A 25,169-nucleotide genomic window follows, 5' to 3' on the forward strand; every position below is an offset into this window, starting at 1 on the left:
AAGAGACTGATATAAAAGGGAGTTAAAGTTGGTACGCTCCATGCATTGTTATAGATAGATACTAAAACAGTGCAGACTCTAGGAGCCAATCATGAAAACTACACACACAGCAACAGGACAAACTGTTATCCATGTCGTGCAGCACTTAGCTCCAGGAGGACTAGAAAGCCTAGCGCTTGATCTTCTTACTTTCTCTACCCCTCTTAATAGAGTCATGATCGTTAGCTTAGAGGGTGAAAAAGAACAAGCAATTGAGAAATGGCCACGTTTGAAGCCATTTACAAGTCAAATCCTATTTCTAGAAAAAAAGCCAGGGGTTAAATTTCAAACATTAACTCAGTTGATAAAAACCTTTAACCAAATTAAGCCTGATGTTGTACATACCCATCATATTGGCCCACTCATTTATGCGGGCCTTGCTGCTCGATTAACATCAGTACCTACTCGAATTCACACCGAACATGACGTATGGCATTTGAATAATGACAAACATCTTCGCCTTGAACGATTGGCATTGAACGTAACTAAGCCCCTACTTGTCGCCGATGCTAACCTAGTAAAAGAGACGTTGTTGTCATGTTTTTCTTATGAAAATACGACAACGATTAAAAATGGAGTCGATTGTGAAAGATTCCGTCCTGGTTCAATGAATATTGCTAGAAAACACTTTGGTATCCCGTTTAACAAAACCATTATTGGTTGTGCAGGTAGGCTTGAGCGCGTGAAAGGGCATGATTTAGCGATTGCAGCACTTTCTTACCTGCCAAAAAGTATTCATCTTGTTATCGCAGGTATTGGTAGTGAGAGAGCTGCTCTTGAACGAATCGCAGATCAATACGCAGTTAGTGACCGTGTAACCTTTTTAGGTTTAGTTGACGACATGCAACGTTTTTATCAAGCACTCGACCTATTCTGTCTACCATCTCGCTCTGAAGGTTTTCCTTTATCTCCACTCGAAGCGCAAGCATGTAACATACGTACTGCTGTGACTAACGTTGGAGCAAGCCGCGAAACATTATGTCCGAAAACCGGACAACTGATCAGAGCAAACGACATTCACGATATGGCTGACGTACTTTTTCATATGACGCGAATTACAGCTATCGGCGAACCAAGAGCGTTTGTACTTAAAAACAATAACATTAGAAATATGGTTAAGGCGTATGAAACGCTCGCTGAGAATGGAATCGCTACGGAGGTTCTAGCATGATCGAATTCATTACAATTTTCATATCGCTAGCGAGCGCAACGTTGATTGTTTATCACCATGTTGGCTATCCACTGGTTCTAAAATGGTATTCAAAGAATCACCCGCAAACGGAACTTGCCAATACAACCAGAGGCTATCGTAGTAACAAACTTGATCGCGCTCGCCCTTCAATCACAATACTTGTTGCGGCGTATAATGAAGAGCTATGGATTGCAGATAAAATCCGTAACCTAGCTAGCTTGGATTATCCTCGTAATCAATTGACGATTATTATTGCTTGTGATGGCTGTACTGACAACACAGTGTCGATTGCACAAGATACGATTCAAGAATCTATTTGTAGTGATGTTCATTTCGAAATAAGAGACTTTGATGAAAATCGTGGAAAGGTCGCTGTTATCAATCAGCAAATGCTTACTATTTCATCTGACATTACTGCCCTATCCGATGTCTCAGCTCTAATTTCCATTGACGCGTTATTGGTCGCAGAACAGCATTTCAAAAACAAAACGACAGGTGTTGTTAACGGCCGATATCAATTACTAGAAACCAATAACGAAGGCGAAGCAAGCTATTGGAATTATCAAAGCCAAGTTAAGCATGACGAAGCCTCCCTTGGGTCAACATTAGGGGCACACGGCGCGTTTTATCTATTTAGAACTCACCTGTTTCAGCCATTAGCCAGCAACACAATTAATGATGATTTTGTGTTGCCCATGCAAATAGTAAAACAGGGGTATAACGCAATTTATGATGATCAAATGGTGGCAGTTGAACTGGAAGCAACAAATCAAAGCAATGACTTTAAACGCCGCCTACGTATATCAGCAGGTAACATGCAACAAGCAATTCTGTTATCTAGCTTATTTAATCCAAAGTACAAAGGGGTCGCATTTGCATTCATCTCAGGTAAAGGTTTACGACTAACTATGCCGTACCTGATGCTGATATGCCTTTGTACTTCATTTATGTTAATTGAACACCCACTGTTTTTGGCGGCTCTAGTTGGACAAGTAACAGTTTATACACTTGCTACCCTGAGCCTTATATTTCCAACCGTTTTAACCTGCAAACTTTGCAAGCTCATGACTTACCTAGTATCTGGCCACTTCGCAAATTTTGTTGGTGGACTTCGTTACCTTTTAGGTTTTGAATCTGGTCGCTGGACAAGAGTTAATCACTAAGGAATTTATTATGACTACTAACAAATCAACCCGTATTTCAATTTGGTGCGCAAAACGAATCTTTGACTTAACAGGTGCAATTGTCGGTCTATTACTACTTAGTCCTGTGATGCCATTCATTGCTCTAGCAATCAAAGTTACATCACCTGGCCCTGTATTTTACAAACAGTTACGAGTGGGTAAATCAACACCGAGCCATATGGAGTTCTTCGAAATCTACAAGTTTAGAACCATGTACCAAGACGCTGAAACACGCTCAGGAGCAGTATGGGCAACTGAAGGTGACCCACGTATAACGCCGGTTGGTCGCTTTCTAAGAAAAACGCGTTTAGATGAGATTCCACAATTGATTAATGTTGTTCTTGGTGAAATGTCATTGATTGGTCCTCGCCCTGAACGTCCAAGCTTTTATAATAAACTTGAAACAGCAATCCCATACTTTGCGGACCGTACTTATGGTGTAATGCCTGGAATTACTGGCCTTGCTCAAGTAAACCAAGGTTATGACACATGTATTGATGATGTTCGTCGTAAAGTCGGCTTTGACCATAGCTATGCACTTTCATTGAGTTCTTTACGCAATTGGCTAATGATGGATTTGAGTATCATTTCTAAAACGATCATTGTGATGGTTGATGGACGTGGTCGATAATAAGAACTAACCACTATAACGCAGAGGGAGTTACTTTATGGTAACTCCTTTTTTGTACCTATGACAACGTATAAAGCCCTTTCTACTAATCCTATTCTCATAACAAATGTAGCAACAAGTAGATAGAAGCAAGCCCTACGCTTTGCTATCATAGCCGGAATTATTTACGCACATTTATAACGGACTTTGTTCATGCTTTTATCTCAATTGACTCAACCTATTTTTGATCATCTTTATCGTGATATCTCAGAATTCCGTAGTACATTCGATCTTCCTGTTGCTGATGTAGCGAGCTTAAATGAAAAAGCAGATACTCTTCATACATCTTTAATTATCGAAGAACTTACAGAGCTCGCTGAAGCCGATTGTAAAATGGAACAAGCTGATGCCATCGTCGATAGCGTCTACGTACTAATGGGGCGTTTAGTTCACTTAGGTCACAGTAAAGTTGAAGATAATGTAGCGATTAGTTACTTGATTGATCTTCTTCTTAATGTCTCGATTAATCGTGGCGTAGATTTCCTACCATGCTGGGATGAAGTGCACTCAAGCAATATGAGTAAAGTGTGTCGCAATGAGACTGAGTATGCTGAAACTGAAGCTTTCTACGCAGAACAAGGTATTAAGCTAATGGCCGTTCAAAAAGGTGATTACATCATTGCTAAATGTGCAGAAGATTTTGTATCTGAAGCAAAAACAATTCGCCAAGGTAAAGTTTTAAAGTCTGTTTACTACCGTCCGGCTGATTTAGCACCTTTAACTAAGTAAGCTTAATTCAATCATAACCATGATTTTTCAGTCAACTTAGTTAACAGATCAAAAATGGCGAGCTAATTTAGCTCGCCATTTTTATTGAAGTTACTTTTATTATTTTCTCTAGTCAAAAATCAGGTAAGACTTAGCTTCTATTGATACTTTTTTAACTGATGTTTGAAATACGGTAGATAATAGTTCTGGATCTAGCACTTGATCAACACTGCCTACCTTTTGCATAACACCATTATTAAGCAAAATGGCGCTGTCAGCATGACGCAGTGTCCGATTCAAATCGTGATTAGCCATAATGATACACAAACCACGCTTCGCGACTTCATCAATAAGTTGGTATAACAGTGATTCTTGCCCAATATCCAGTGGAGCAGCTGGTTCATCTAAAATGAGTAGTTTGGCGTGAGGATTAAGTGACGGCCATACTTGAAGACATATCGCGGCTAAACGCACCCGTTGCCATTCCCCCCCTGATAGATGATGAATAGAACGATGAAGCTTATCTTCAATATCAACCAACTTAGTCAGTTCAGTAATGGCTTTCTGCACGTTGTCGTCTTCAAAACTGCACAGTTTTGGAACGGATAATGCCAAATATTGAAACACTTCCAAATTAAAAGCGGGTCTAGAACTTTGGCTTAGATAAGCTCGGTACTGAGCAAGTGTGTCTAGCGACGCAGAGCCAACATCTACTTCATTTAAACTAACCTCTCCAGTAAAAGGTAAGACTCCAGCTATAGCGGATAGCAACGTACTTTTACCACTGCCGTTTGGTCCAATAATATGCAGTATCTCGCCAGCCTTGCATTCAAATGATAGTGGCAATATTCGCGAATCAACACAAACTCCATTAATTTGAATCATGATTTTTCACCAGCATCCAGATAAATATAGGCGCTCCTAACGTTGTGGTTACAACACCAAGTGGTAGTTCAGCCGAATCAAGCGCTAAACGAGCAATAAGATCGGCAACAACCACAAGCAACGCACCACTCAGTGCAGCAACGGGAATGAGATATTTATTTTCCGTACCAAACGCCAATCGTAGTAAATGCGGCACAACTAAACCCACAAAACCAATTACGCCACCAATCGCAACCGCACCACCAACCAGAATAGACACAGCAAAAATCAGTTTCCACCTTACTGAGTCAACATTAACACCAAGTTGTTTTGCATGAGCTTCGCCCATCATTAATTTGTCTAGCACATTGCCTTGTAAGCAAAGCCAGAGCAGAACGGGTAAGATCACCAATGTAACTGTGTGTTGATACCAACTTGTGCCACCAATACTGCCCATTAGCCAATACATTAACTGACGTAAGCTAAGGTCGTCGCTAAAATAAAATGCCCACGTAACTGCTGCACTGGCTAAAATCCCAAGCGCAACGCCGACGAGTAACAAGCGTGCTGTGGTCAAGCGCATAGCCTTAGCCATGCTCACTAAAATTAAGGTGAAGACCATCGCCCCTGCAACCGCAGCGAGCATAAATACGTGCGCAGAAGCAGCGAGTGGGAAGAAAAATAGAACAATAACCATCGCGACGCTTGCACCGCCTGATATCCCGAGCACTCCGGGTTCAGCCAATACATTGCCTAATAGAACTTGGAGTACAGCCCCCGATACAGCAAGGGAGGCACCAATCGCCATGGCTGCGATCAGCCTAGGTAAACGTAATTGATATAAAAGTTGATACTCGAGGGAAGAGAGTGAACCAAATGGAGATATCGTCAACTCACCGATAATCAAGTAAATAGAACTACTGATACATAACAGAAGAGAGAGGATTAAAGAGTAACGCATCCAACGGCGATGCTTTTGTAATAGAAGTTGATTAAATTGCATGCTTTTACCAAACTCTAGCGCTTGATAACCTTTGAAAACAATAATGGCTTAACCTTAGCGTTAAGCCATTAAAATAGAAAGTAGTAACGTAACTTATTGGTAATAAGCTATTTCGAAACTTCAGGGACAAACTGATCAGTCGTAAATAGCCTGATCATGATCATAACGAATCTCGACTTTGCACACCATAAGCGCTGCTCTTTGACCGACAACGACATGACGATTAGGAAAAACAATCGCTTCATCTTCGTTTTTCGCCATCAATGGTTTTTCACCATCGTATCCAAATACTTCCCCATGCTTAAAGCTGGTAAAGTTTTCAACATTATCATCAAAAAGGAAGTTGAACTCTTCATGTAGTCTTACAATGGTGCGACTAACACGATACATGATGGCTTTCTTAGCAAGATGCTCAGGTTCGCTCGCAGCAATGAGATCACGTAGCGATAGATCAAACGCGACGAGTTTCTCTAGTTCATTTTCACCAATCGGTGCAACTTGCCCTAGTTCAATCGTTAGCGCTTGAGCAGAAAAATTTTCAGCACTAAACCAACTAAACGTACTTGCCGGAGAATTAGAAAATATAACCGCTTCGATATGCGATTGCTCAACAAAGTCGAATAAAGCACGACTTCTCACAGGGTGACGAGTTTTAGGGCTCACAGCAAATGAGTAGTGCTTTGATTCACGAATCGCACAGTGAAGATCAAGATGCCAACGTGTCTCTACGTGTGTATTTCGGTAAAAACCAGCCACTAACACTTTTAGACTGTCAGCAATGGTGACTTCTCGACTCGACGCATGATCTTTTTCATCAAATAGACGATTCAAGTTCTCTTCGATAAAACGAGTGTGCTGATTTGTCGCCTCTGGATGCGCGATGATAAACAAACAGCGTTCTGAAACAGCCTGAAAACCAGACAAGATATCAGTTACTATTTTATCGACGATTTCCATCGGTGACGTTTCGTCTCCATGAATACCGCACGAAACAATAACATTCTTGGTTTGCTCACTGTACTGAGCAGGCGTTACTTCGAGAACGCCTCGTTGATGCAGCTTAAAAATCACTCCAGATGGCGCGGTATATTCCGCAGCTTCTATTCCATGTTTTAGATCTAAGCTGTCTAAAAGAAATGATTGGCGAAAGAGATTTTTCGTCATGTGTTACTCCTTTATTTCACAGCGGTATGGTAATGAATTGGACAGGCAAAATATGTTGATACGATCCCACTTATTAACAGAAATCTGATTATAAATCGCAAAAATGGCAATGCATTGAAGACCTGTATGTTTTATGCACAAAACATACTCATTCAAAACACTGCCGTTAGTCGAAATAACAATAGCTTAAGCATGGATACTATAAATTAACCACGATCATAAGTTGAGACGCTAATTTGAGTTTTCTCTCTAATACACCACTCTCGGTTAACCTTTTATAAGAAAAGATTAACCGATAAAAGCAAGTCCCATCATCATATTATTTATTACTGTCGAGTAGCCTTTCAAACTCATCTACCTTCTCTTTTACACGATCGATGCTCTGTTGCCAAAATTCGTCGTCAGTCAGTTTCATTCCTAAATGTTTCTCGACAACCTCTTCCGCATTCATGCTACCTGTATCACGAAGTAGTGCTATATAATCGGTATAGAAGCTCTCACCTTTACCTTCTCGCTGAGCATAAACACCTTTACTAAATAGATAACCGAACAGATATGGGTAATTATAAAAGCTCACCTCCGAAATGCTAAAGTGGAGCTTGCTTGCCCAGAAGTAAGGGTCAGCTTCAGACATCGAATCTCCGTACCAAGCTTGCCAATGCTCACTCATCAGTTCTGACAGTTGATTAGCTGAAAGCTCTCCATTTTTACGCTGTTTGTAGAATGCTTTTTCAAATTCAAAACGTACCGGTATATTAACCATCAATGCGTAACATGAAGACAACTCTTCCCAGAGCATTTCAAGTTTCTCGTTCGTGTTTTGAGCCTGACTCAGTAAGTAGTCTCGTACAATATTTTCTGCAAATATGGATGCTGTTTCTGCCAATGTCATCGGGTAACGGGTTTTGCACAGTGGCATGTCTTTCATCACCCAGTTATGGAATGCATGCCCTAGTTCATGCGCTAATGTAAGCAGGTCAGAACGACTTCCACCCCAGGTCATAAACACGAGCGGAGAGCGTGTAGCCGCCAATTTGGTGCAATACGCCCCTAAGCGACGCTGCTCACTAGGCGCTGCATCAATCCAGCCATTTTCAACCATAACGTCAACAAACTCTGCCATTTCAGGGGCAACTTCAGAAAACGCAGAGCGAATTACCTCAATGGCTTCGTCAAACGAATAACCACTCTCTCCTTGAGAATCAGTAAGTTCAGGCATCGCTGCTTGATGGTTCCAAGGTTTCATTTCATCAAGCTGATGCACTCTTGCCATCAACTTACCCGCTTTTTGTCCCACATGGCGATTCGATTTAGCAACCGACATCATAGTATCCAGTGTCTTTTCAGAAATACGGCTGTCGTGAAGACTAGGCTCTAAAAAATGCACCTCTCGTTTTGTCGAGCGCTTCTCTATTTCAGTATGACGCCAGCCCGCTAAAGCATTTAGTACCGATGCGAAACTCTCTTTATGAACTTCCATCGCTTTTTGAATGGCTTTCCAGGCAATAGGTTGTTTCGCGAAATCATTACCATAAAGTAAGCTTGCCGCTTGAGAGAAGCCCATCTGTTCGGTAGTTCCATCAGCGTATTCCAACTCAACCTGAAGCGTTCCCGTTAGGTTGTCATACATTCTCCCCCATGCATCTTTCCCATCAACTTCAAACGCCGTTAAGAGCTGTTCTTCAGCAACCGATAATTTGGTGTCAGCTAGGCGACGTAAACAATCAAATTGAAAAGCTTGACCCGAAACATCACCACTATTATGTGCAAGCACCTGCTCTATGAAGTCATTATCGGCATGAGTAATCGTATCGCTGTATGGTGCGAAAGACTGACTAAGCGTGGAGTTAAGTTTCGCAATGCGTCCCATCAATGCTTTTGCAGTGTCGTCTGATGAGTCAACGGAGGCGTGACAAGTAGCAAACGTATTGATCGTTGCCATTAATGTCCCAGCTGCTTCTGAGGTTTGAACCGCATTTTGCATGACCTGTACTTGAACACGATTTCCAACATGAAGTTTTAAAGCATCAATACACTGCTCAATTAATTGAATATCTTGTTCAATCTTAAGGTCGTCTAACCCCTGATAAGCGATAGAGAGATCCCAACTTGGTGCGGTCATATATAAAATCCTTAACTGGCATTATTAGTAACAAGATCCATTCACTAGACCTAGTGTTAAAAGCAATTGATTTAAAAAAGTGGCTTCCCAATCACTTGAACGTGGGGCGCACTTTGATGCGATTTTAAAATTTTGATGTGAGTAATCGATTGATTAGCAATATTAAGTGTTGAATACCACGATGGATTTGACCAGTCGACATTAAGAACATGAGCCAATATCAGTCGAATCGTGCCTCCGTGGCAGATAATGAGCGTATCTTGGTTAAGCTCCGAGACCACTTCATCCCAAGCACCGCTTACGCGGCTGTAGCAGCCCTGCAGGCTTTCAGCATTGGGTAGAGAATGATTGGCTGGATCTTTCCAAAATGAATCAAGCACGTTCCACTGCGGTTGAAGCTCATCAAAGGTTTTTCCATCGAAATCCCCAAAATTCATCTCTTGGAACCTAGGTTCTACAGCAAATTCGATTGATGAATCTCTACTCGTTATCCTCTCAGCGAGATCTCGGCATCGACTTAACGGTGAAGTGACGATCGTTTTAAAACCCAAGCGTTCAGCGGATAGTAATTCAGCAATGTTCGATTGAACCACATCGCTCACTTGAACATCAGTAATGCCATTAAGGGCAGCAGGCCCTTCTGTTTTACCATGGCGTAATAGATAAATATTATAGGTGCTGTCCAATCGCCACTCCTATTTCTGTGGTTTTAAGGTCAGTGCTATTCCTGCTGCGATAAAATCAACATGAGATGCAATGACTGCAATCTTTTGATTCATCCATCCAGCATGATCCACAAACAAGCGGGAGACTTCACCAAGAGGGACAACACCAAGGCCAACTTCATTCGAGACCAATATTATAGTTGCATCCGTTTCATCTAATGAACTTAACAGTCTATCTATCTCTGTTTGAACTTGCTGCTCTGTGACATTGTCACCTAGATGAAAAATGATGTTATTCAACCAAAGGGTTAGACAATCAATAAGTACGACATCTTTAGCATTAAAGCCCGAGACAATCTTAGCGAGGTGTATCGGTACTTCATGTTCTTGCCATTGTTGGCCACGCTTATTCTGATGATGCTTGATTCGCATTTTCATTTCATCATCAAATGGCTGAGCTGTGGCGACGTAATGCAATTTCAGATCTTGATGCGTAGCATTCAGTAATTGAGATTTAGCCAAGCCTTCAGCATGAGTCGATTTACCTGAGCGCGCTCCACCTAACACGAGATGAATAGTCATAGCCAACCTCCGAATAGAACGCATTGGTTATAAGCAAAGCCCACAAGGATAAGATACACCAGTAATTCACTAAGTTGTTGTGCTGCTCCTAGGCAATCGCCTGTAAACCCACCAATTCTACTCAATAGCCAACGCTTAAACAGATACCGACTTACAATCAGCACAGCAAAGACAGTGATGAATACCGCAGGTGAAAAGATCAATGTTGTTACAACAGCGCATGCAATTAAAAAGCACAACTCTCCAGTCGTCTGCTTATTCGCTAACGGTTTACTCTTACTTGTATCGCTGTCACTCACGTATGGCATATCATAAATAAGAGACGCTGCGAATGATCTACTAACTGTATAAGCCATCAAAAACATGAGTAATACCACAGGTAAAGACGTCGCCTCCGCAGTTCCCCATAATTGATACTGTTTTTCTGAATAATTGATATTCGCCAAGTAACTTAGCAGCGTAAATTTTCCAAGTAATGCCATGATTAGCGCGGACGCACCATAAGTACCAATTCGACTGTCTTTCATTATGGTCAAACGGCGTTCTAGCGTCATGCCACCACCAATACCATCGGCCATGTCAGTTAAGCCGTCTTCATGAAAAGCCCCCGTCAGCATTAAACTGAAAAGCATGGTAATAAATATTGCTATCTCATTTGGTAGAAAGAGAGTAAGTAACGAGTAAATGGCACCACAGGTTAGGCCAAGTAATGCCCCAACGAGCGCAAAGTATCGACCAGAACGATTCATACGCTCATCACTGTAAGGCGTGTTCTTGGGGATCGGTATGCGTGAAAAAAAACTCAGCGCAAGCCAAAACAGTTCAAGCTGATACTTTACGGTTTTCGACATTACACAGTCACTCCCGCGTCTTCAAAACTTGCCATATTATTGTAAAATTCAGCTGCCGCACGAATAAGAGGCATCGCAAGTACCGCACCAGTCCCCTCGCCTAATCGTAACGAGAGATCGAGTAATGGTTTAGCCTTCAGTTCTTCCAGTAAGTATTGATGAGGCGCTTCTTTTGATTGGTGTGAAAATATCATATATTCACGACATTCTGGCTTGATAATGGATGCCACATACGCAGCGGCAGTCACGATAAACCCATCAACGATAACGGGTGTTTTTTGTTCGTAAGCACCAATGAACGCGCCAACCATCTGTACAATTTCAAAGCCACCTACTTCAGACAGCACCGATATAGGATCTAACGATGAGCATCGAGCGACACCTTGTGTAACCAGTTCAATTTTCTTTTCTAACTGTTCAGGGTTAATGCCCGTTCCCAGCCCAACGCACGAACCGACATCTCTTTTTGAGAGAGCAGCTAAGATAGCTGATGCACTACTCGTATTACCAATGCCCATCTCTCCAAACATAACAACGTTACTGCCTTGGGAGATAATATCTTTAATTAGGCTTTTTCCTAACTCAATGCCGTCCAAAACCGTTTCTTTACTCATTGCTGCTTGTTTAGATAGATTCTGAGTTCTGTCTCCGAGACGCTGAACAATGAAATCCGTGCTGCTATGTTCAACGGGCAATAAGATACCTGTGTCCACGACTTTCATGGCGACATCATTAACACGACAAAAGCAGTTGATCGCAGCCCCACCTTGAAGAAAGTTAATGACCATTTGTTGAGTCACAGCGCTTGGCGCAATGCTCACACCCTCATCAGCAATACCATGGTCACCGGCAAAAACAACGACTGTTGGTTTATTGATGGCAATATTCGTCACTGCGGCATCATGACCTTGGCTTTGAATAAGAGCGAGTTGATAAGCGAGCCCTTCAAGTTGCCCAAGCGCACCAAGAGGTTTGGTTTTCTGGTCGATACGGTGTTGGATTTGTTGTGAAAAATCGCGATTTAACATGACAGATTAGGGTCTCATCTAAATGAGGACGTTCAGAAAGCCAATAGGTTTTGCATCAATGCATTTATTGGTCACACGTCCGTGTTGGGTTTATACGTAGTTTAACTCGAAATCAAACACTTAACTATCATGCAAAAATATTTAGTAAGCATTGTTAAAGGCCCAACCGTTTAACCTCGCGTCCATTTCAGTATACGAATCCGTGAGAAATATTCTAATATGACAATCAGTTTGAATTGGATATTGATAAATTCATCATCTAACCTATAAAGACCGCCATAATAAGGCGGTATCATCAGCAAATTTAGGCATGAAGGATGCATAAGATTACGATTCAACACGACTCAATCAAGTGTTACAGCGTAAGGAGTAAAGATGTTTGCTAATCAAAAATCACCTAGAAAAAATGATAAAAAGCAAAACTCGCATTCACGCACACAAAGCAAGGGAAAGAAAAAAGTGCCATTATCATTGACTTAAATCTCATCAGCCTCAAATAACGAGGCTGATTTTCTATCTTAGTTATACCCTGTAAAGCAATGGTAACAAAAATAAATGATTAAAAACTTTGGATATTTGGTCACAGATCAAGGCGCTACGTTTGTATATATTTCAAACTGCTTGCATTCATAGCCATATAGCACGTCAGGCTAGAACGAAGTAAGTTAGATCAATAGAAAGTACAAATTTAGGAAACTATACAATGAGTATTTGGGGTGATAATTCGGTCGTGATTCTTGCTGGAGGCTCCGGCCTGGTAGGTACAGAAGTGCTAAAGCATCTTCTAGAGCAAGATCCAATCACACGTGTGTATGCACTAACTCGTCAAAAACTCCCCTTCTTTCACTCTAAGTTAGAACAAATTCAAGATAACGAGTTACGTATTCTTGAATGGCATAATGAAAACCCAACCCCTAAAATTGGCATTATCTGCCTTGGCACGACACTTCAACAAGCAGGCTCGAAAGAGAAACTGGAACAGGTCGATTATCAACTTGTCTGCGACGTTGCTCAGTCAATGAAAGTCGTCGGTGTTAAAAAGCTCGCCGTTGTATCAAGTATTGGCGCTTCTCCTTATTCGCTCTCTCATTACTTGAAGTGCAAAGGACGAATGGAAGAGACAATTCGTAGGATGGGGTTTGATAAACTAGTGTTTGCTCGCCCTGGTCCATTAACAGGCCTACGAGACGAGACTCGGAAAAACGAAGTCATTGTCGAATATGTATTAAAGTTTCTTACCCCTTTGATGATCGGTCCTCTTTCTAAATACATTCCTATCAAAGCTGAAAATGTAGCGAAAGCGATGCTGTATGAAGTGTTCGATCAGAGTAGCCATACACATAAAACGTTAAACAGTTCAGAAATGAAACGTTTGGTTAAACGTTATAACTACTAGTTGCAATGGCGGCATTAACACCCTGTGTGTTGGGTAAACGTTATTGGCTTACATTAATCAGCTATATTTAGTGGTTCACCTTCTGATTCAAACAGAGCTTCAAGTTCTTCATACCCCTCTAGCTGAATAATTAGCTCTGCCTTTTGCTTCTTGGCAATTTCCAACCAGTGCTTACCTTCTAGAGCTCCAACCATTGCGTAAAGTAGGTTCAAGCTTGGGTTAATATCACCCTGTTTCTTTACCTTAATAAATGCCCTGATCGCCCCTAGCTTTTTTAACAACATAACTGAATCTATACCTGCATTAACCAGCATTGCTTCAGACTTAGGGCCAAGCCCTTGTAAATCTCTTAACTTCCCCATGGTTCACCCTAATAGCTAAACGGAACAATGTATCTGCTTTCAGTATAAATAACGTACATATTTTCATCAATCCATCACGTAATATGTTAGTCGCGTAACTAATTGTTACATAAGGACTAGAACAACCACCACATAAACGAATACAATATCTTTTTTATCAATACGGCCGTTAGAATGACGTTTATTCTTCCTGGAATTGTAAGTGCACTTGCCTTAGTTAGTTTGTATTTCTATACCCGAATATTAAAAAGATCAAATCGAGAAAAACAGATAGAAAAAGATCTTCAGCGCCTGAAACTATCTCTTAAGCGCTATGACGGGTTGTTACATCGCTCCTATCCTATTCCATCAAGTAAAACGCTAAATAGTAGCTTAACTAAACGCTGTTTTTTCATTGCTGAAGCGATGGCCGATTTAAGACCTAAAGATACAAATATCATTGATCGCTTTAATGAAAGTAAAATTGCTGTAAAAGCACTTTCCTTACCTTACACCCCTGCCAATGGTGCTTTTAAAGTTCCAAAAAGCTCTCAAGAATGCATCTCAATTCTTAAACGGATTAAAGCCCTAAAAGTAGCGATCAATAACGAACGGAAGATGGGAGTGCTCAATATCGAAGATTCCAATATTGAGATTGCTCGTTTAGACCAACTAAAACTTCAAGTTCATATTGAGAACTTAAAGTACCGTATTTCCCAAGAAAAACGCAACGGACGCCTCACCACCGCTAATGATCTAGTCAAGATGGGCCTAACTGCACTTTCTAATGAGAATTGTGACTACTCTATTGAACAAAAAGAACATTTTTTGTACTTACTAGAATCAGTCAAAATCGGCTTAAACGATGAAATGGCCCTATTGAAACAGCTAAAAACAGAAAAAGCAGAAGCAATTTAGGAGTTCATCAAGATCATAGTTTATGCCTATCATATTGATAGGTATAAACAGCCATAATCCTGTTTATTATTGACTGTTATTTTCGTATCTTATTAGAAATATTTTAGAGCGTAATTGAATCTTCCTTTTGGTCTATTCAGAGACCATCCATTCACTATACGCCGCACTCAGATGGAACAGAGAACGCCATGACTACATTTAACACCCGCTGCCCTTCATGTAAGGGGCTCAACAGAATTCCTAATACACGTATTTCAGAAAGCCCGAAATGTGGTAAGTGTCAATCTGCTCTATTGGATGGCGCACCAATCGAAGGCACTGTATCCAATATCAGCGCTCTACTCGAAAGTGACCAACCTGTCGTTATCGACTTTTGGGCCCCATGGTGTAACCCTTGCGTTGGTTTTTCTCCTGTGTTTGAACTGTCAGCAGAAGAGAGAAGCGAACAAATACGATACGTCAAAGTCGACACAGAAGCTCAACAAGAGCTAGCAGCTCAATATCAAATTCGCAGCATACCAACCATTATGATGTTCAAAGGTGGAAAACGTGTCGATATGATAAACGGAGCATTACCAAAAGGTCAGTTTGATCAATGGTTAAATCAAGCCATCACTAAGTAGAACCTACATTTTTTCAATTTTCATGTACCTTTAACCTTCAATTAATCGCAAATTAATCGCAATTTAATTAGTGATTTTTTAGGTTCAACATACCGCTCCTAGCGATAAATATCTTTTGTCGTTAGGAGTAAAATAATTCGTTTTACCTCCATTCAAATTAAGCCCATATTCGCCCCCGAAAACGTTCCTAACTTTATACTTTCGGAGGCTCATTCATTGGAAAAATCAACTACTTCTGCGCAAAATACTCGTATTTCAGTACCTGTTATTGCACTGTCCCTTTACGCCGTTGCATCAGGTTATTTGATGAGTTTGATTCCTCTTATGTTGCCTCACTACGGTTTAGACTCGGGGTTAGCGAGTTGGTTAGCCAGTATTTTTTATGCGGGCCTACTCGCTGGTGCGATTGGAATTGAACCAATAGTTTCTCGATTAGGTCATCGTAATGCATTTGTTTTGTGTTTAGTTGTGCTAATGGCGACTGTGATTATAATGCCTGCCCTCAATTATACGTCGGTTTGGCTTTTTGCTCGATTTACTGCGGGTGTCTCGGTCGCAGGTGTATTTGTCATTGTAGAATCTTGGCTCTTGCATGGCGATGAATCTAACCGTGCAAAAAGACTTGGCCTATATATGGGCGCTCTGTACGGAGGATCTTCTATCGGCCAGTTAGGGATTGGCACTATTGGCGTGACTGGTGGCGTACCATTTATCGCTATTTTGACCCTGATGCTAATTGCTATTTTGGTATTGATTTTTGGTGATTCTGATCAACCAAAAGGTGAAGAGTCTGCACGACTATCTTTTAAACAGATCGCCAAGCTCAATCATGCTGCCATTATAGGTTGTATTGTTTCCGGGCTAACGCTTGGCGCAATTTACGGATTAATGCCATTAGAACTAAAACAACGTGGAATCAACAATAGCGATATTGGGGGGCTTATGGCCTTAATCATTCTTGGTGGTATGGCTGTGCAGCCGATGGTTCCTTTGTTCTCTAAATTTTTGGGGAGAACGTTAATGATGGCAATGTTTTGTTTATTAGGTGTCGCAGCAGTTTCTATAACCGTGCTACACAGTGATATGGGGGTATTTGCAGTCAGCCTATTTATTTTGGGTATGGCAATCTTTGCACTTTACCCTGTCGCTATTAACTTAGGTTGCGATGGATTGGACGCAAGCTACATCGTTTCAGCAACACAAGTTATGCTGTTTAGTTATAGTATTGGCTCAGTTTCAGGCCCAATTATCGCCAACAAGTTCATTGCTTCCCAAAATGGGCTAATGGATTACTTGTTTGTTTCGTTACTCGCAACGTGTCTCTACATGCTATTTGCAAGTGTGAAAGGAAAACGCCAAATTATGGCTGGTGAATAAAAAGAATCAGAACCGTAATTAATAGCTGTGCGTTTAACACGCATGGCTATTCTGTCTCATAGCCAGAAAGTTAACCCTGTATTTATGGTTACAGTTATGTCCTTTCGCCACTCTAGCATTCCCGATATAGTGCTATGGCGTTTAAAACACAGTAGATAGGTCAAACTCATGAGTAAAAAATACCTTCTCATCACTAGTGATGACTTCGCCATCAGTCATAGTGTCAATCAGGGAATTCTACGTGGATTTCAACACGGCTTACTTCAAAGCAGTAATTTTATGGCTGCTGCGCCTTGGCTGCCAGAAGCTGTTCGTTTAACCAAGCAACATGATCTACCTATTGGCGTACATCTAACATTGACTTGTGAGTGGACTAACATGTCTTGTGGTCCAATTACCGGTGCCAAGTCCCTATCTAATGAACTAGGATATTTTTATAGTGACTACTCGGAATTATTGGGAAGCTTAAACATAGAAGATGTAAAAAACGAGTACCGAGCTCAAATTCAAAGAGTTATAAAAAGCGGGGTGACGCCTACCCACGTTGAAACACACATGCTTCCTGAGCTACTGTTTGATGGCTCAGAAATTTTTCAACCTATTGCAAATGCAGTTGAAGAAGTCGCGTCTGAATTTGGGCTTATCTATACCTACGCGGTAGAGAAAGGTCACTATAAGTACGTTGATGATAGCTTCACGATGACACATTTAACTTTTGACCAAATCACGAAGCGGCTCTCTTCCTATAAAGCTGGCATTTACCACATTATTAGTCACTGTGCGCTTGATGATACCGAACAAAATGCACTCTCATTATCGAGTGAACAAGTTCATCGCTGGGCGGCAAAATGTCGTCAACAGGATCTTGATATAGTTACATCTGAAAAATTTAGGGCGTATTTAGAAGATAACGATTTTGAATTAATCGGCATTAAAAAACTCATTGAGTTAAATGATTAAAGCCTGCGTTTTATACAGTCTCAACTTTGTGCAAATAGGCGTAAATTTGGGCTTGTCATTTAAAGTAAGGCAATAGAACCATTATCGCTGGTTCTGATCACAAAACAAACGTGACATCACTGTAAAAACAGGGTTCAGTTGCTATATTGAAACTATACGTATCAATATAGGTAAATTAGTGTGAATTCAATTAATGAAATAACGACGACCATTGGTGAGTCACCGATTTGGAAAACTAGTTCACAAAGCATAATCTGGGTAGACGCTGCTGGTACCGATATTTATGAATATTTCATCAATAACGGGCAAATAAACCATTTCAAAACGCCATTTGATATCACTGCCATCGTACCTTGCGATAATGACCATTGGATATGCGCGAGCAAGCAAGGACTGTTTTATAGCTCACCCAGCTTTGACAGTTTCTCTTTAATTGAAAATCCATTTATGCATTCACCACAACTTCATATGAACGACGCAGTAGCATCTCCCAATGGCCATTTGTGGTTCGGCTCAATGAATTGTGAAGAGTTAGAATCACCAGACGGGAAGCTATTTCAGCTTAATAATAACTCAATTTTAGAGATGGACAGAGAATTTAGTGTCGCAAATGGTATCTGTTTTAACCAGCACCTAAAACGAGCTTACTGCTCTAATATGTTTCAAAGAAAAGTCTATGAGTATCAACTTGATGAGAGCATGACTCACATTTTGGACAAGAAAATTTTTGTTGAGTTCAGATCACATGAAGGGCTTCCCGATGGTCTGTGTGCCGACAAATATGGCAACGTGTATATATGTCACTGGGACGCTGGAATCATCAGTTACTATATGCCATCGCCAACCAGAATAGGCAGCGCCAAAAAGCTGGGTGACATCGAACTACCCGTGAAACATGCGACCCGATGCACGTTCGGGGGAAAATATTTTGATTCTTTATTTGTAACGACAGCAAACTACGGTCTGACTCAAACAGAGGCTAACCTCTCCCCTCAGTCTGGGCAGCTATTTATATTAGACGCTCCAACTAAGGGGAATGCAGAATTTCGTCTAATCTCAACGTTGCTACCGATGAAGAGCACAAACACTCAAGCTCTAACAAGTTGATATTAAATTAATAGTTTGGGAAGATATGATTCTCATCTTTGCATTAGCATTAAGATGAATGTAAAAGTCATTTAAAAGGAATCTATGGTGTCGGAAAAAGTTAACTCGGTCGATCGGCTGCTCAATGTCATCGAAAGGATCGGTTCGTCAAAAAATCCAGTCCCCGCTTCCGATATCATTTTTGAGTCAGGGATACCTAAACCAACCTGCCATCGATTACTGCAGTTGTTAGAAGAGACAAACTACATTCAGCAAGATGAGCGTGGACATTTTTATCCGAGCTCACAAATGCTATCTATCGCGTTGGATGTTAAATGGACCAATCAGCACAAGCTGCAACGCCAAGCCATTCTGCATGGTTTGTCTCGTAAACTTGAAGAGACATGTGGTTTAGCGCTCGCCAATGACGACCCAACACCGCACATGGTTTATTACGACCGAATTCAAACTAACTGGCCACTACAAATAGTCATTCCAGTCGGTTTTCCTACTCCATTATGGGCCTCAGCGAGTGGGAAGCTGTTTTTAAGTACACTGACCCCCTCACAGCTTCGTAAAGTCTTAAGCAAAATTGAATTAACACAATGCGCTAAAAACACGATTACCGACTTACAGGTGTTAAAGGGTGAACTCAGCTTGATTAAGCGTCGTGGTTATAGTGTTGATGATGAAGAGTTTATCGATGGAATGGTTGCGATAGCGCTGCCCCTCTACGACCAGCATGGGAACTTTATGGCAGCAACATTTTGTCACTGCCCTAAAAGCCGTAAGAGTGTTAATGATCTTGAGAATTACTTGCCTATTCTTCGTTCTGCGCAGCAAAGCCTAGAGGCCGTTTATCGAGATATGAAAGATCAGTTTAATTAGACTAACAAAGTTATAGCGTCTTATGGACAAGCTCTTTAACGGTAAAGTCGAGAATCTCTTTTGCAGCTAGCTGCATTTCAGGTAAGTACGTTTTTAACTGCCCTAAAGAGGTTCTAAAACTTGGGGCGTGACAAAACAGATAACCAAAGCTAAGTTCATCAGACCCGATGGGTACAGAAATGGCAGCCATGCCATCAACAAACTCTTCATTATCTTCCCCAAAGCCTTGCTCTCGAATACGTATCAACTCTTCTAGAAATACAGCTTCATTGGTAATGGTTTTCGGCGTGTATTCGGTTAGCCCCATATTCTGAACCACATTCTTTCTGATCTCTTCATCCAACATAGAAAGGTAAAGCTTACCGGATGCTGATGCTGCAATAGGAACGGGACTCCCCTCTGCCAAATTAATCTGTAGAGGCCAGTTACAATTCACTCGTTCAAAATAGATCATTTCAATACCATTTGGCACTGATACTCCACAGGTTTCTCCAATATGGTCAGATAAACGCTGCAATACGGACGCTCGCTGATCAGAGAAGCGCTGATTTTTTAAAATATCATGAGATAGGTTTTGCAGTTTCTGCCCTGCTATCACTCGGCCCACAATATTTTCCTGTAAATGCCCTAGAGACATTAGATGTGTAATCAGCTTGTTTGCAGAAGCCATTGGCATATTCAACTGACTGGCAATCGACTCTCTATCTATATGCCCTCGGCTACTTGCCACCAAAGACAGCACTTGAAGTACTCTATCTAAGGTTGAACCTTTCGTTGGGGTAGTCGAGTTAAGTGTTGACATAAAGCTGAGTTCTTCCTTGAAATGGGATTCGATGTGCTTCCTATAGCGTATTGTTTTTGTGACCTAAGCGCAACAGTGACATGGCCTACGTGTATAAGAAACAAAGGCTTACTTTTAAAGTAAGCCTTTGTTAAGTTAGAAAATCTTACCGCGCACCTCCTCACATCAATGCGTTATTTCATGGTTGGCATGACGAATTCGGCTTGAGTTTGAGTATTTTCCTTACCGCCTGATTTGATATCAGACTCAGGCCAGCGTGTAGTAATTGCTTTCATTCGAGTGAAGAATCGCACACCATCAGGACCATGCATGTGTAAAGGCCCAAACAACGAACGTTTCCAACCGCCAAAACTGTGGAAGGCCATCGGTACAGGGATTGGGACATTCACCCCCACCATTCCTACTTGAACCTTGCTTGAAAAGTCTCTTGCAGCGTCCCCATCGGCGGTGAATATAGCGGTGCCGTTTCCGTATTCATGATCATTAATGATCTTTAGGGCTTGTTGGTAATTGTCTGCGCGCAATACACACAACACTGGACCGAAGATCTCTTCTTGATAGATGGTCATATTAGTCGTGACGTTGTCAAACAATGTGCCACCAACGAAATAACCATTGCTTGATTTCGCTAGTGGTAGTTCCCTGCCATCTACAACCAAGGTTGCCCCTTCGTCAGCACCTTGCTGAATATAGCCAGAGACTTTTTGTTTGTGCTCTTTGGTGATAAGCGGCCCCATATCATTTTCGATCTCCTGACCGTAACCTTGACCCACTTTGAGAGTCGCCAATTTGTCTTGAAGAAGACGTACTAATGCGTCCCCTGTTTCTTCGCCTACGGTTACCGCGACTGATATCGCCATACAGCGTTCACCGGCTGCACCGTACGCTGCGCCCATCAAAGCATTAACAGCGCCATTCATATCCGCATCGGGCATGACAAGCATATGGTTCTTAGCGCCACCTAATGCTTGAACACGCTTACCGTATTTCGCGCCTTCAGAGTAGATATACTCAGCAATCGGTGTAGATCCGACAAAACTGACGGCGTGAACGCGCTCATCTTGCAGTAATGTATCAACCGCCTCTTTATCGCCTTGAACGACATTGAACACTCCGTCTGGAAGCCCTGCTTGCTGTAATAATTTAGCTAAAAATAGAGGTGCGGAAGGGTTCTTCTCCGACGGTTTTAAAATGAATGTGTTGCCCGTGGCAATCGCGATTGGGAACATCCACATCGGCACCATGACAGGGAAATTAAACGGTGAAATACCAGCGACAACGCCCAAAGGCATCATCAGAGAATGGGAATCCACACCCGTCCCCACATTTAAACTGTGCTCGCCTTTTTGTAGATGCGGAATCCCACAAGCAAACTCGACAACCTCTAGTCCGCGAGTGATCTCACCTAACGCATCACTAAACACCTTTCCGTGCTCGCGACTGATGATGTCAGCCAGTTCGTTTCGATTCTCTTCTAGTAGAGCTTTAAAGCGAAACAGAACACGTGAACGGTTTAGAGGTGTAATCGCTGACCATGATTTGAATGCTTTGTCGGCAACTTGAATGGCTAACTCTACTTCTGCTCTAGCCGAAAGTTTCACATGGTTTTGTATCTCACCTGTTGCAGGGTCATAGACGGGTTGCTGCCTTTCTGAATGGCTCTCAACACTTTGGTTATTGATGAAATTACAGATCATATTCTCTTCCTTGTATAAAGTATTTGGGGCTTTGATTTAAAATTTTAAATTGGTGTTACCAGTCGGTTTCAATTAACAAGCTACTTTAGTTACCAAACCGCTTTATATAGCTCGATCATGGTTTCTTTATCAGGTACTCGTGGATTGTTGTTAGGAGACCCTGACGCTAAAGCTTGCTCTGACATAATGTCGAGGTTTGACCAAAACTCTTGTTTGTCTATGCCAAACTCACTTAACGATGGAACGCTTAGGTCTCTATTTATCGCTTTTAATTCAATGAGTAATGCTTCAACAGCGGCGTCATCGCTGGTTGATAACTCGACGACTCCCATTGCACGAGCACATTCTGCATAGCGAGCTTTCGCAGCTGGAATCGAATACTCAGTAACCGTTGGAAGCAGCATTGCGTTGCTCATGCCGTGTGGTACGTGGAAATGAGCACCGATCGGTCGGCTCATACCATGAACTAACGCCACTGAAGCGTTGGAAAATGCGATGCCAGCGAGTGTTGCACCAAGCATCATTTGCTCTTTGGCGTGTTTATTATCTGGATTATTAACTGCTTCACGTAGATTAGGCGCTATAAGCTTCATTGCGAGCAGCGCTTGCTGATCAGTAAACAAACCAGACTTTCCACTCACGTACGCTTCTACTGCGTGAGTCAAAGCGTCTATTCCTGTATCCGCAGTAATACGTTCAGGCGCTGTCATAGAGAGTTCGAAATCGATAATGGCAGCAGCCGGAATTAAGCCAGGCCCCATACAAAGCAGCTTTTCATCATTCGTTTCATCGGTAATGATAGTTACTTTCGTCACTTCAGAACCCGTACCTGCGGTTGTTGGGATGGCAATGAGTGGCATGATCGGTAACGTGACGACATTTGGTACAGAGTGATCGCGGATACGGCCTTTATATTGAGCTAATAACGCGATGGCTTTTGCGCTGTCTATTACGCTGCCGCCGCCTAATGCAATAATGCCATCGTAATTTCCCTCAATCGCTTTGGTAACCGCTGGAAGAATCGACGCCTCGGTAGGCTCAGGTATAGTGTCCGTAAAAATATCGGATTGAATATCGGCTTTTGTGACAATCGCTTGAAGATTTTCAACGTGACCTAACGTCTTCATAATTGGATCCGAGATTATCAACACTCGTTTACAACCAAGCTGACGTGCTATGTCGCCAGTTGCACTTTTTGCGCCTTCTCCGACTTCTAAGAATTTTGGTAAAACAATAGATTGGCTCATAAATCACCTTAAATTTAATATCGATACATTTAGTATCATTATTTAATAAAATATATTTTGGGCGCAGAAATGATCTGTGTCGAGATCATCACTGACTGCTTACTCTTATTTGTTCGCTTATTTACTCATGTAAATATTTGGTCATCTATACATTTGATGAAACAGACATTTGGCTTAAAAAGATCGGCTATTTCGCTAGACGTCGGCCAGTAACTCTTTCAAAAAACAATACTTCTTAAATCTTGCTACATAGAACTCATGGCGTTCATCGCTTGGTCTAAATACGCGTTGTGACGCCTTAGTTTTAAGCTTATTCATTTGAGGCCTATTCGTTTGAGGAAGGTCTCTAGCTAGTAATTCCGAAACGGTGCTAAGCGCAAGCATAGCTACGCCCTTAGCGCCAACTTCATCAGATGCGCTCACTTTAATTTCAGCGTTAAGAATGTCAGCAAACAACTGGCACCAATAATCACTTCTAGACGCTCCGCCACTAATTGCGACAGAGTCCATCTGATATCCCGCAATTCGTAGGCGATTAATGTGCTCTAAATGCGCGAACACTATGCCCTCATAAAAAGCATAAACAATGTGGATATCTTGATGCCAGCCTTTCAAGCCAAACAAGTTGGCGGATGGGGATTGTTGACCCGTTGAACCATATAAGTAAGGATGAAATAGCGGTAAGGTATCATTCAATTCAACATCTTCTAACTGACGATTAAATCGCTCAAATACACTTTCACCTGATAGTGAATTATCGACGTGTTCTGTAAAGAACCGCTGAACGAGCCACTCCAAATTTGAGGCTGAACATGTACTTGCTTCAATCGCTAAGTAACGATCTTTCCCAAGTTTACACCCCATGAATATCTCTTGAGGAGGAAGCGTGTCAGTGACAACTTGATTAATATTCCACGTTCCTGCGACAACAGACGTTTCACCGAGGTGGTAGGCTTCCGAGCCATACGCACATGCAACTACATCAAATAGCCCTGCTATAACAGGCGTTCCAATGTTTAGTCCTGTTAATTCAGAAACCTCTGACGTAATGCCACCAATCACCTGATTACTCTCTAGGATGTTTGGCAATTTAGATTTAATGTCAGCAATATCGTAAGCGCCTAATAACTCATCAGATACACTGTCCGATTCAAAATCAAATAGACCTGAAGCAGTGATGTCTCCCCACTCTGTTGCACACTCTCCCGTAAGTTTGAAATTCAGGTAGTCTTTACAAAAAAGCACCTCGCCTATTTGTTCGTACGTCTCTCGTTGATGACGCTTTAACCAATGTAATAACAGTGCAGTTTGGGAGCTCCACACACCCTGATGATTTTTACGATTGATGGTCGAAAATAGAGTCGATTTTTGCAAACGCTCAACATCTGATTGCGCTCGGCTATCTAGGGATTTAATACCGAGCAATGGTGCTCTATTTGTGTCCAATAGATAGAGCCCGTTTCCATGGCCACTACAACCAACAGCGACAACATGGTTTCGATCTACCTTAGTTTTGTCCATTACTCGGCGAATAGCATCAGCACACAGCCCCCAGCATTCATCAAGATCCGCTTCGGTATAGTCAGGTTTAGGGATATGGGTCGGATAGTTATTGGCTACGGTCGCAATCTCTACGCCATTTTCATCAAATAACGCGGCTTTAACCGCTGTATTGCCACAATCAATTCCAAGTGCGTATGACGTCATATCCCCTCCCTGATTCTGTTAGTTATTACTGACTCTTACTTATCGCGAATTGTTT

The 25,169-nt window shown here is 41.7% G+C and carries 24 protein-coding genes; 11 read left to right on the forward strand and 13 right to left on the reverse strand.

All coding sequences use genetic code 11. The features are described from left to right. Positions 1 to 91: 91 nt before the first annotated feature. The 4 genes from L4D20_RS13250 (at position 92) to L4D20_RS13265 (ending at position 3,814) form a co-directional block, all read left to right on the forward strand. Complete coding sequence (locus tag L4D20_RS13250) at positions 92 to 1,210, forward strand: glycosyltransferase (RefSeq protein ID WP_428802066.1); 1,119 nt, start codon at positions 92 to 94, stop codon at positions 1,208 to 1,210. Continuing rightward, positions 1,207 to 2,394 (forward strand): glycosyltransferase family 2 protein, encoded by a 1,188-nt coding sequence (locus L4D20_RS13255; protein WP_428802067.1) that lies wholly within the window; start codon positions 1,207 to 1,209, stop codon positions 2,392 to 2,394. The genes L4D20_RS13250 and L4D20_RS13255 overlap by 4 nt, the downstream gene beginning before the upstream one ends. A gap of 10 nt (positions 2,395 to 2,404) precedes the next feature. Continuing rightward, the gene (locus L4D20_RS13260) at positions 2,405 to 3,046 is read left to right on the forward strand and encodes a sugar transferase (RefSeq protein ID WP_428802068.1); all 642 of its coding nucleotides are present in this window, start codon (positions 2,405 to 2,407) and stop codon (positions 3,044 to 3,046) included. A gap of 192 nt (positions 3,047 to 3,238) precedes the next feature. Then, the gene (locus L4D20_RS13265) at positions 3,239 to 3,814 is read left to right on the forward strand and encodes a nucleoside triphosphate pyrophosphohydrolase family protein (RefSeq protein WP_428802069.1); all 576 of its coding nucleotides are present in this window, start codon (positions 3,239 to 3,241) and stop codon (positions 3,812 to 3,814) included. A 108-nt stretch (positions 3,815 to 3,922) separates the two neighbouring features. Here L4D20_RS13265 and btuD read toward each other — a convergent pair whose 3' ends face one another. From btuD to cobT, 8 genes are all read right to left on the reverse strand, one after another. Then, positions 3,923 to 4,678: a vitamin B12 ABC transporter ATP-binding protein BtuD gene (btuD, locus tag L4D20_RS13270; RefSeq protein WP_428802070.1), complete on the reverse strand. Its 756-nt coding sequence runs from the start codon at positions 4,676 to 4,678 to the stop codon at positions 3,923 to 3,925. After that, positions 4,665 to 5,660, reverse strand: coding sequence for a vitamin B12 ABC transporter permease BtuC (btuC, locus tag L4D20_RS13275; protein ID WP_428802071.1), 996 nt, complete (start codon positions 5,658 to 5,660; stop codon positions 4,665 to 4,667). Before btuC ends, btuD begins: the two co-directional genes overlap by 14 nt. Positions 5,661 to 5,795: 135 nt before the next feature. Further along, positions 5,796 to 6,824 (reverse strand): succinylglutamate desuccinylase, encoded by a 1,029-nt coding sequence (locus tag L4D20_RS13280; protein ID WP_428802072.1) that lies wholly within the window; start codon positions 6,822 to 6,824, stop codon positions 5,796 to 5,798. A 319-nt stretch (positions 6,825 to 7,143) separates the two neighbouring features. Then, positions 7,144 to 8,946 (reverse strand): M3 family oligoendopeptidase, encoded by a 1,803-nt coding sequence (locus tag L4D20_RS13285; RefSeq protein ID WP_428802073.1) that lies wholly within the window; start codon positions 8,944 to 8,946, stop codon positions 7,144 to 7,146. 71 nt (positions 8,947 to 9,017) lie between these two features. Continuing rightward, positions 9,018 to 9,632, reverse strand: coding sequence for a histidine phosphatase family protein (locus L4D20_RS13290; RefSeq protein WP_428802074.1), 615 nt, complete (start codon positions 9,630 to 9,632; stop codon positions 9,018 to 9,020). Positions 9,633 to 9,641: 9 nt separating this feature from the next. Then, positions 9,642 to 10,193: a bifunctional adenosylcobinamide kinase/adenosylcobinamide-phosphate guanylyltransferase gene (cobU, locus tag L4D20_RS13295; RefSeq protein WP_428802075.1), complete on the reverse strand. Its 552-nt coding sequence runs from the start codon at positions 10,191 to 10,193 to the stop codon at positions 9,642 to 9,644. Beyond that, entirely contained in the window at positions 10,190 to 11,044 is an 855-nt protein-coding gene (locus tag L4D20_RS13300; RefSeq protein ID WP_428802076.1) for an adenosylcobinamide-GDP ribazoletransferase, read from the reverse strand. Before L4D20_RS13300 ends, cobU begins: the two co-directional genes overlap by 4 nt. Continuing rightward, complete coding sequence (gene cobT, locus L4D20_RS13305) at positions 11,044 to 12,072, reverse strand: nicotinate-nucleotide--dimethylbenzimidazole phosphoribosyltransferase (protein WP_428802077.1); 1,029 nt, start codon at positions 12,070 to 12,072, stop codon at positions 11,044 to 11,046. Before cobT ends, L4D20_RS13300 begins: the two co-directional genes overlap by 1 nt. Before the next feature lie 703 nt (positions 12,073 to 12,775). Here cobT and L4D20_RS13310 point away from each other — a divergent pair. Continuing rightward, complete coding sequence (locus L4D20_RS13310; protein WP_428802078.1) at positions 12,776 to 13,468, forward strand: NAD(P)H-binding protein; 693 nt, start codon at positions 12,776 to 12,778, stop codon at positions 13,466 to 13,468. Between the two features lie 53 nt (positions 13,469 to 13,521). Here L4D20_RS13310 and L4D20_RS13315 read toward each other — a convergent pair whose 3' ends face one another. After that, positions 13,522 to 13,830, reverse strand: coding sequence for a TfoX/Sxy family protein (locus L4D20_RS13315; RefSeq protein WP_428802079.1), 309 nt, complete (start codon positions 13,828 to 13,830; stop codon positions 13,522 to 13,524). A gap of 174 nt (positions 13,831 to 14,004) precedes the next feature. Here L4D20_RS13315 and L4D20_RS13320 point away from each other — a divergent pair, with 174 nt between their 5' ends. The 6 genes from L4D20_RS13320 (at position 14,005) to L4D20_RS13345 (ending at position 19,661) form a co-directional block, all read left to right on the forward strand. Beyond that, a complete protein-coding gene (locus L4D20_RS13320) occupies positions 14,005 to 14,727 on the forward strand; it encodes a hypothetical protein (RefSeq protein ID WP_428802080.1) in 723 nt (240 codons plus the stop codon). A gap of 188 nt (positions 14,728 to 14,915) precedes the next feature. Further along, positions 14,916 to 15,350 carry a thioredoxin TrxC gene (gene trxC, locus L4D20_RS13325; RefSeq protein ID WP_428802081.1) on the forward strand — a complete coding sequence of 145 codons (435 nt, stop codon included), beginning with the start codon at positions 14,916 to 14,918 and terminating at the stop codon, positions 15,348 to 15,350. A 216-nt stretch (positions 15,351 to 15,566) separates the two neighbouring features. Continuing rightward, on the forward strand, positions 15,567 to 16,727 hold the full coding sequence (locus tag L4D20_RS13330; protein WP_428802082.1) for an MFS transporter: 1,161 nt from the start codon (positions 15,567 to 15,569) through the stop codon (positions 16,725 to 16,727). 168 nt (positions 16,728 to 16,895) lie between these two features. Next, on the forward strand, positions 16,896 to 17,687 hold the full coding sequence (locus L4D20_RS13335; RefSeq protein ID WP_428802083.1) for a carbohydrate deacetylase: 792 nt from the start codon (positions 16,896 to 16,898) through the stop codon (positions 17,685 to 17,687). Between the two features lie 180 nt (positions 17,688 to 17,867). Continuing rightward, entirely contained in the window at positions 17,868 to 18,794 is a 927-nt protein-coding gene (locus L4D20_RS13340; protein WP_428802084.1) for an SMP-30/gluconolactonase/LRE family protein, read from the forward strand. Positions 18,795 to 18,878: 84 nt separating this feature from the next. After that, positions 18,879 to 19,661: an IclR family transcriptional regulator gene (locus L4D20_RS13345; RefSeq protein WP_428802085.1), complete on the forward strand. Its 783-nt coding sequence runs from the start codon at positions 18,879 to 18,881 to the stop codon at positions 19,659 to 19,661. A 10-nt stretch (positions 19,662 to 19,671) separates the two neighbouring features. Here the strand turns inward: L4D20_RS13345 and L4D20_RS13350 are convergent, their stop codons facing one another. The 4 genes from L4D20_RS13350 to L4D20_RS13365 form a co-directional block, all read right to left on the reverse strand. Further along, complete coding sequence (locus L4D20_RS13350; protein ID WP_428802086.1) at positions 19,672 to 20,463, reverse strand: IclR family transcriptional regulator; 792 nt, start codon at positions 20,461 to 20,463, stop codon at positions 19,672 to 19,674. 173 nt (positions 20,464 to 20,636) lie between these two features. After that, a complete protein-coding gene (locus tag L4D20_RS13355; protein ID WP_428802087.1) occupies positions 20,637 to 22,160 on the reverse strand; it encodes a CoA-acylating methylmalonate-semialdehyde dehydrogenase in 1,524 nt (507 codons plus the stop codon). An 89-nt stretch (positions 22,161 to 22,249) separates the two neighbouring features. Then, entirely contained in the window at positions 22,250 to 23,407 is a 1,158-nt protein-coding gene (locus tag L4D20_RS13360; RefSeq protein ID WP_428802088.1) for an iron-containing alcohol dehydrogenase, read from the reverse strand. Positions 23,408 to 23,602: 195 nt separating this feature from the next. Then, a complete protein-coding gene (locus L4D20_RS13365; RefSeq protein ID WP_428802089.1) occupies positions 23,603 to 25,114 on the reverse strand; it encodes an FGGY-family carbohydrate kinase in 1,512 nt (503 codons plus the stop codon). Positions 25,115 to 25,169 lie beyond the last annotated feature (55 nt).

The sequence above is a fragment of the Vibrio kyushuensis genome, assembly GCF_050337325.1.
Taxonomy (GTDB): Bacteria; Pseudomonadota; Gammaproteobacteria; order Enterobacterales; family Vibrionaceae; genus Vibrio; species Vibrio kyushuensis.

Excerpts from the sequence above, each read along its gene's own strand:
- L4D20_RS13265 (WP_428802069.1), top strand. The coding sequence starts at position 3,239 with ATGCTTTTATCTCAATTGACTCAACCTATTTTTGATCATCTTTATCGT.
- L4D20_RS13350 (WP_428802086.1), bottom strand. The coding sequence starts at position 20,463 with ATGTCAACACTTAACTCGACTACCCCAACGAAAGGTTCAACCTTAGAT.
- L4D20_RS13260 (WP_428802068.1), top strand. The coding sequence starts at position 2,405 with ATGACTACTAACAAATCAACCCGTATTTCAATTTGGTGCGCAAAACGA.
- L4D20_RS13360 (WP_428802088.1), bottom strand. The coding sequence starts at position 23,407 with ATGAGCCAATCTATTGTTTTACCAAAATTCTTAGAAGTCGGAGAAGGC.
- btuD (WP_428802070.1), bottom strand. The coding sequence starts at position 4,678 with ATGATTCAAATTAATGGAGTTTGTGTTGATTCGCGAATATTGCCACTA.
- L4D20_RS13300 (WP_428802076.1), bottom strand. The coding sequence starts at position 11,044 with ATGTCGAAAACCGTAAAGTATCAGCTTGAACTGTTTTGGCTTGCGCTG.
- cobT (WP_428802077.1), bottom strand. The coding sequence starts at position 12,072 with ATGTTAAATCGCGATTTTTCACAACAAATCCAACACCGTATCGACCAG.
- L4D20_RS13280 (WP_428802072.1), bottom strand. The coding sequence starts at position 6,824 with ATGACGAAAAATCTCTTTCGCCAATCATTTCTTTTAGACAGCTTAGAT.
- btuC (WP_428802071.1), bottom strand. The coding sequence starts at position 5,660 with ATGCAATTTAATCAACTTCTATTACAAAAGCATCGCCGTTGGATGCGT.
- L4D20_RS13250 (WP_428802066.1), top strand. The coding sequence starts at position 92 with ATGAAAACTACACACACAGCAACAGGACAAACTGTTATCCATGTCGTG.
- L4D20_RS13255 (WP_428802067.1), top strand. The coding sequence starts at position 1,207 with ATGATCGAATTCATTACAATTTTCATATCGCTAGCGAGCGCAACGTTG.
- L4D20_RS13285 (WP_428802073.1), bottom strand. The coding sequence starts at position 8,946 with ATGACCGCACCAAGTTGGGATCTCTCTATCGCTTATCAGGGGTTAGAC.
- L4D20_RS13335 (WP_428802083.1), top strand. The coding sequence starts at position 16,896 with ATGAGTAAAAAATACCTTCTCATCACTAGTGATGACTTCGCCATCAGT.
- L4D20_RS13365 (WP_428802089.1), bottom strand. The coding sequence starts at position 25,114 with ATGACGTCATACGCACTTGGAATTGATTGTGGCAATACAGCGGTTAAA.
- L4D20_RS13355 (WP_428802087.1), bottom strand. The coding sequence starts at position 22,160 with ATGATCTGTAATTTCATCAATAACCAAAGTGTTGAGAGCCATTCAGAA.
- L4D20_RS13310 (WP_428802078.1), top strand. The coding sequence starts at position 12,776 with ATGAGTATTTGGGGTGATAATTCGGTCGTGATTCTTGCTGGAGGCTCC.
- L4D20_RS13315 (WP_428802079.1), bottom strand. The coding sequence starts at position 13,830 with ATGGGGAAGTTAAGAGATTTACAAGGGCTTGGCCCTAAGTCTGAAGCA.
- L4D20_RS13345 (WP_428802085.1), top strand. The coding sequence starts at position 18,879 with ATGGTGTCGGAAAAAGTTAACTCGGTCGATCGGCTGCTCAATGTCATC.
- trxC (WP_428802081.1), top strand. The coding sequence starts at position 14,916 with ATGACTACATTTAACACCCGCTGCCCTTCATGTAAGGGGCTCAACAGA.
- L4D20_RS13320 (WP_428802080.1), top strand. The coding sequence starts at position 14,005 with ATGACGTTTATTCTTCCTGGAATTGTAAGTGCACTTGCCTTAGTTAGT.
- cobU (WP_428802075.1), bottom strand. The coding sequence starts at position 10,193 with ATGACTATTCATCTCGTGTTAGGTGGAGCGCGCTCAGGTAAATCGACT.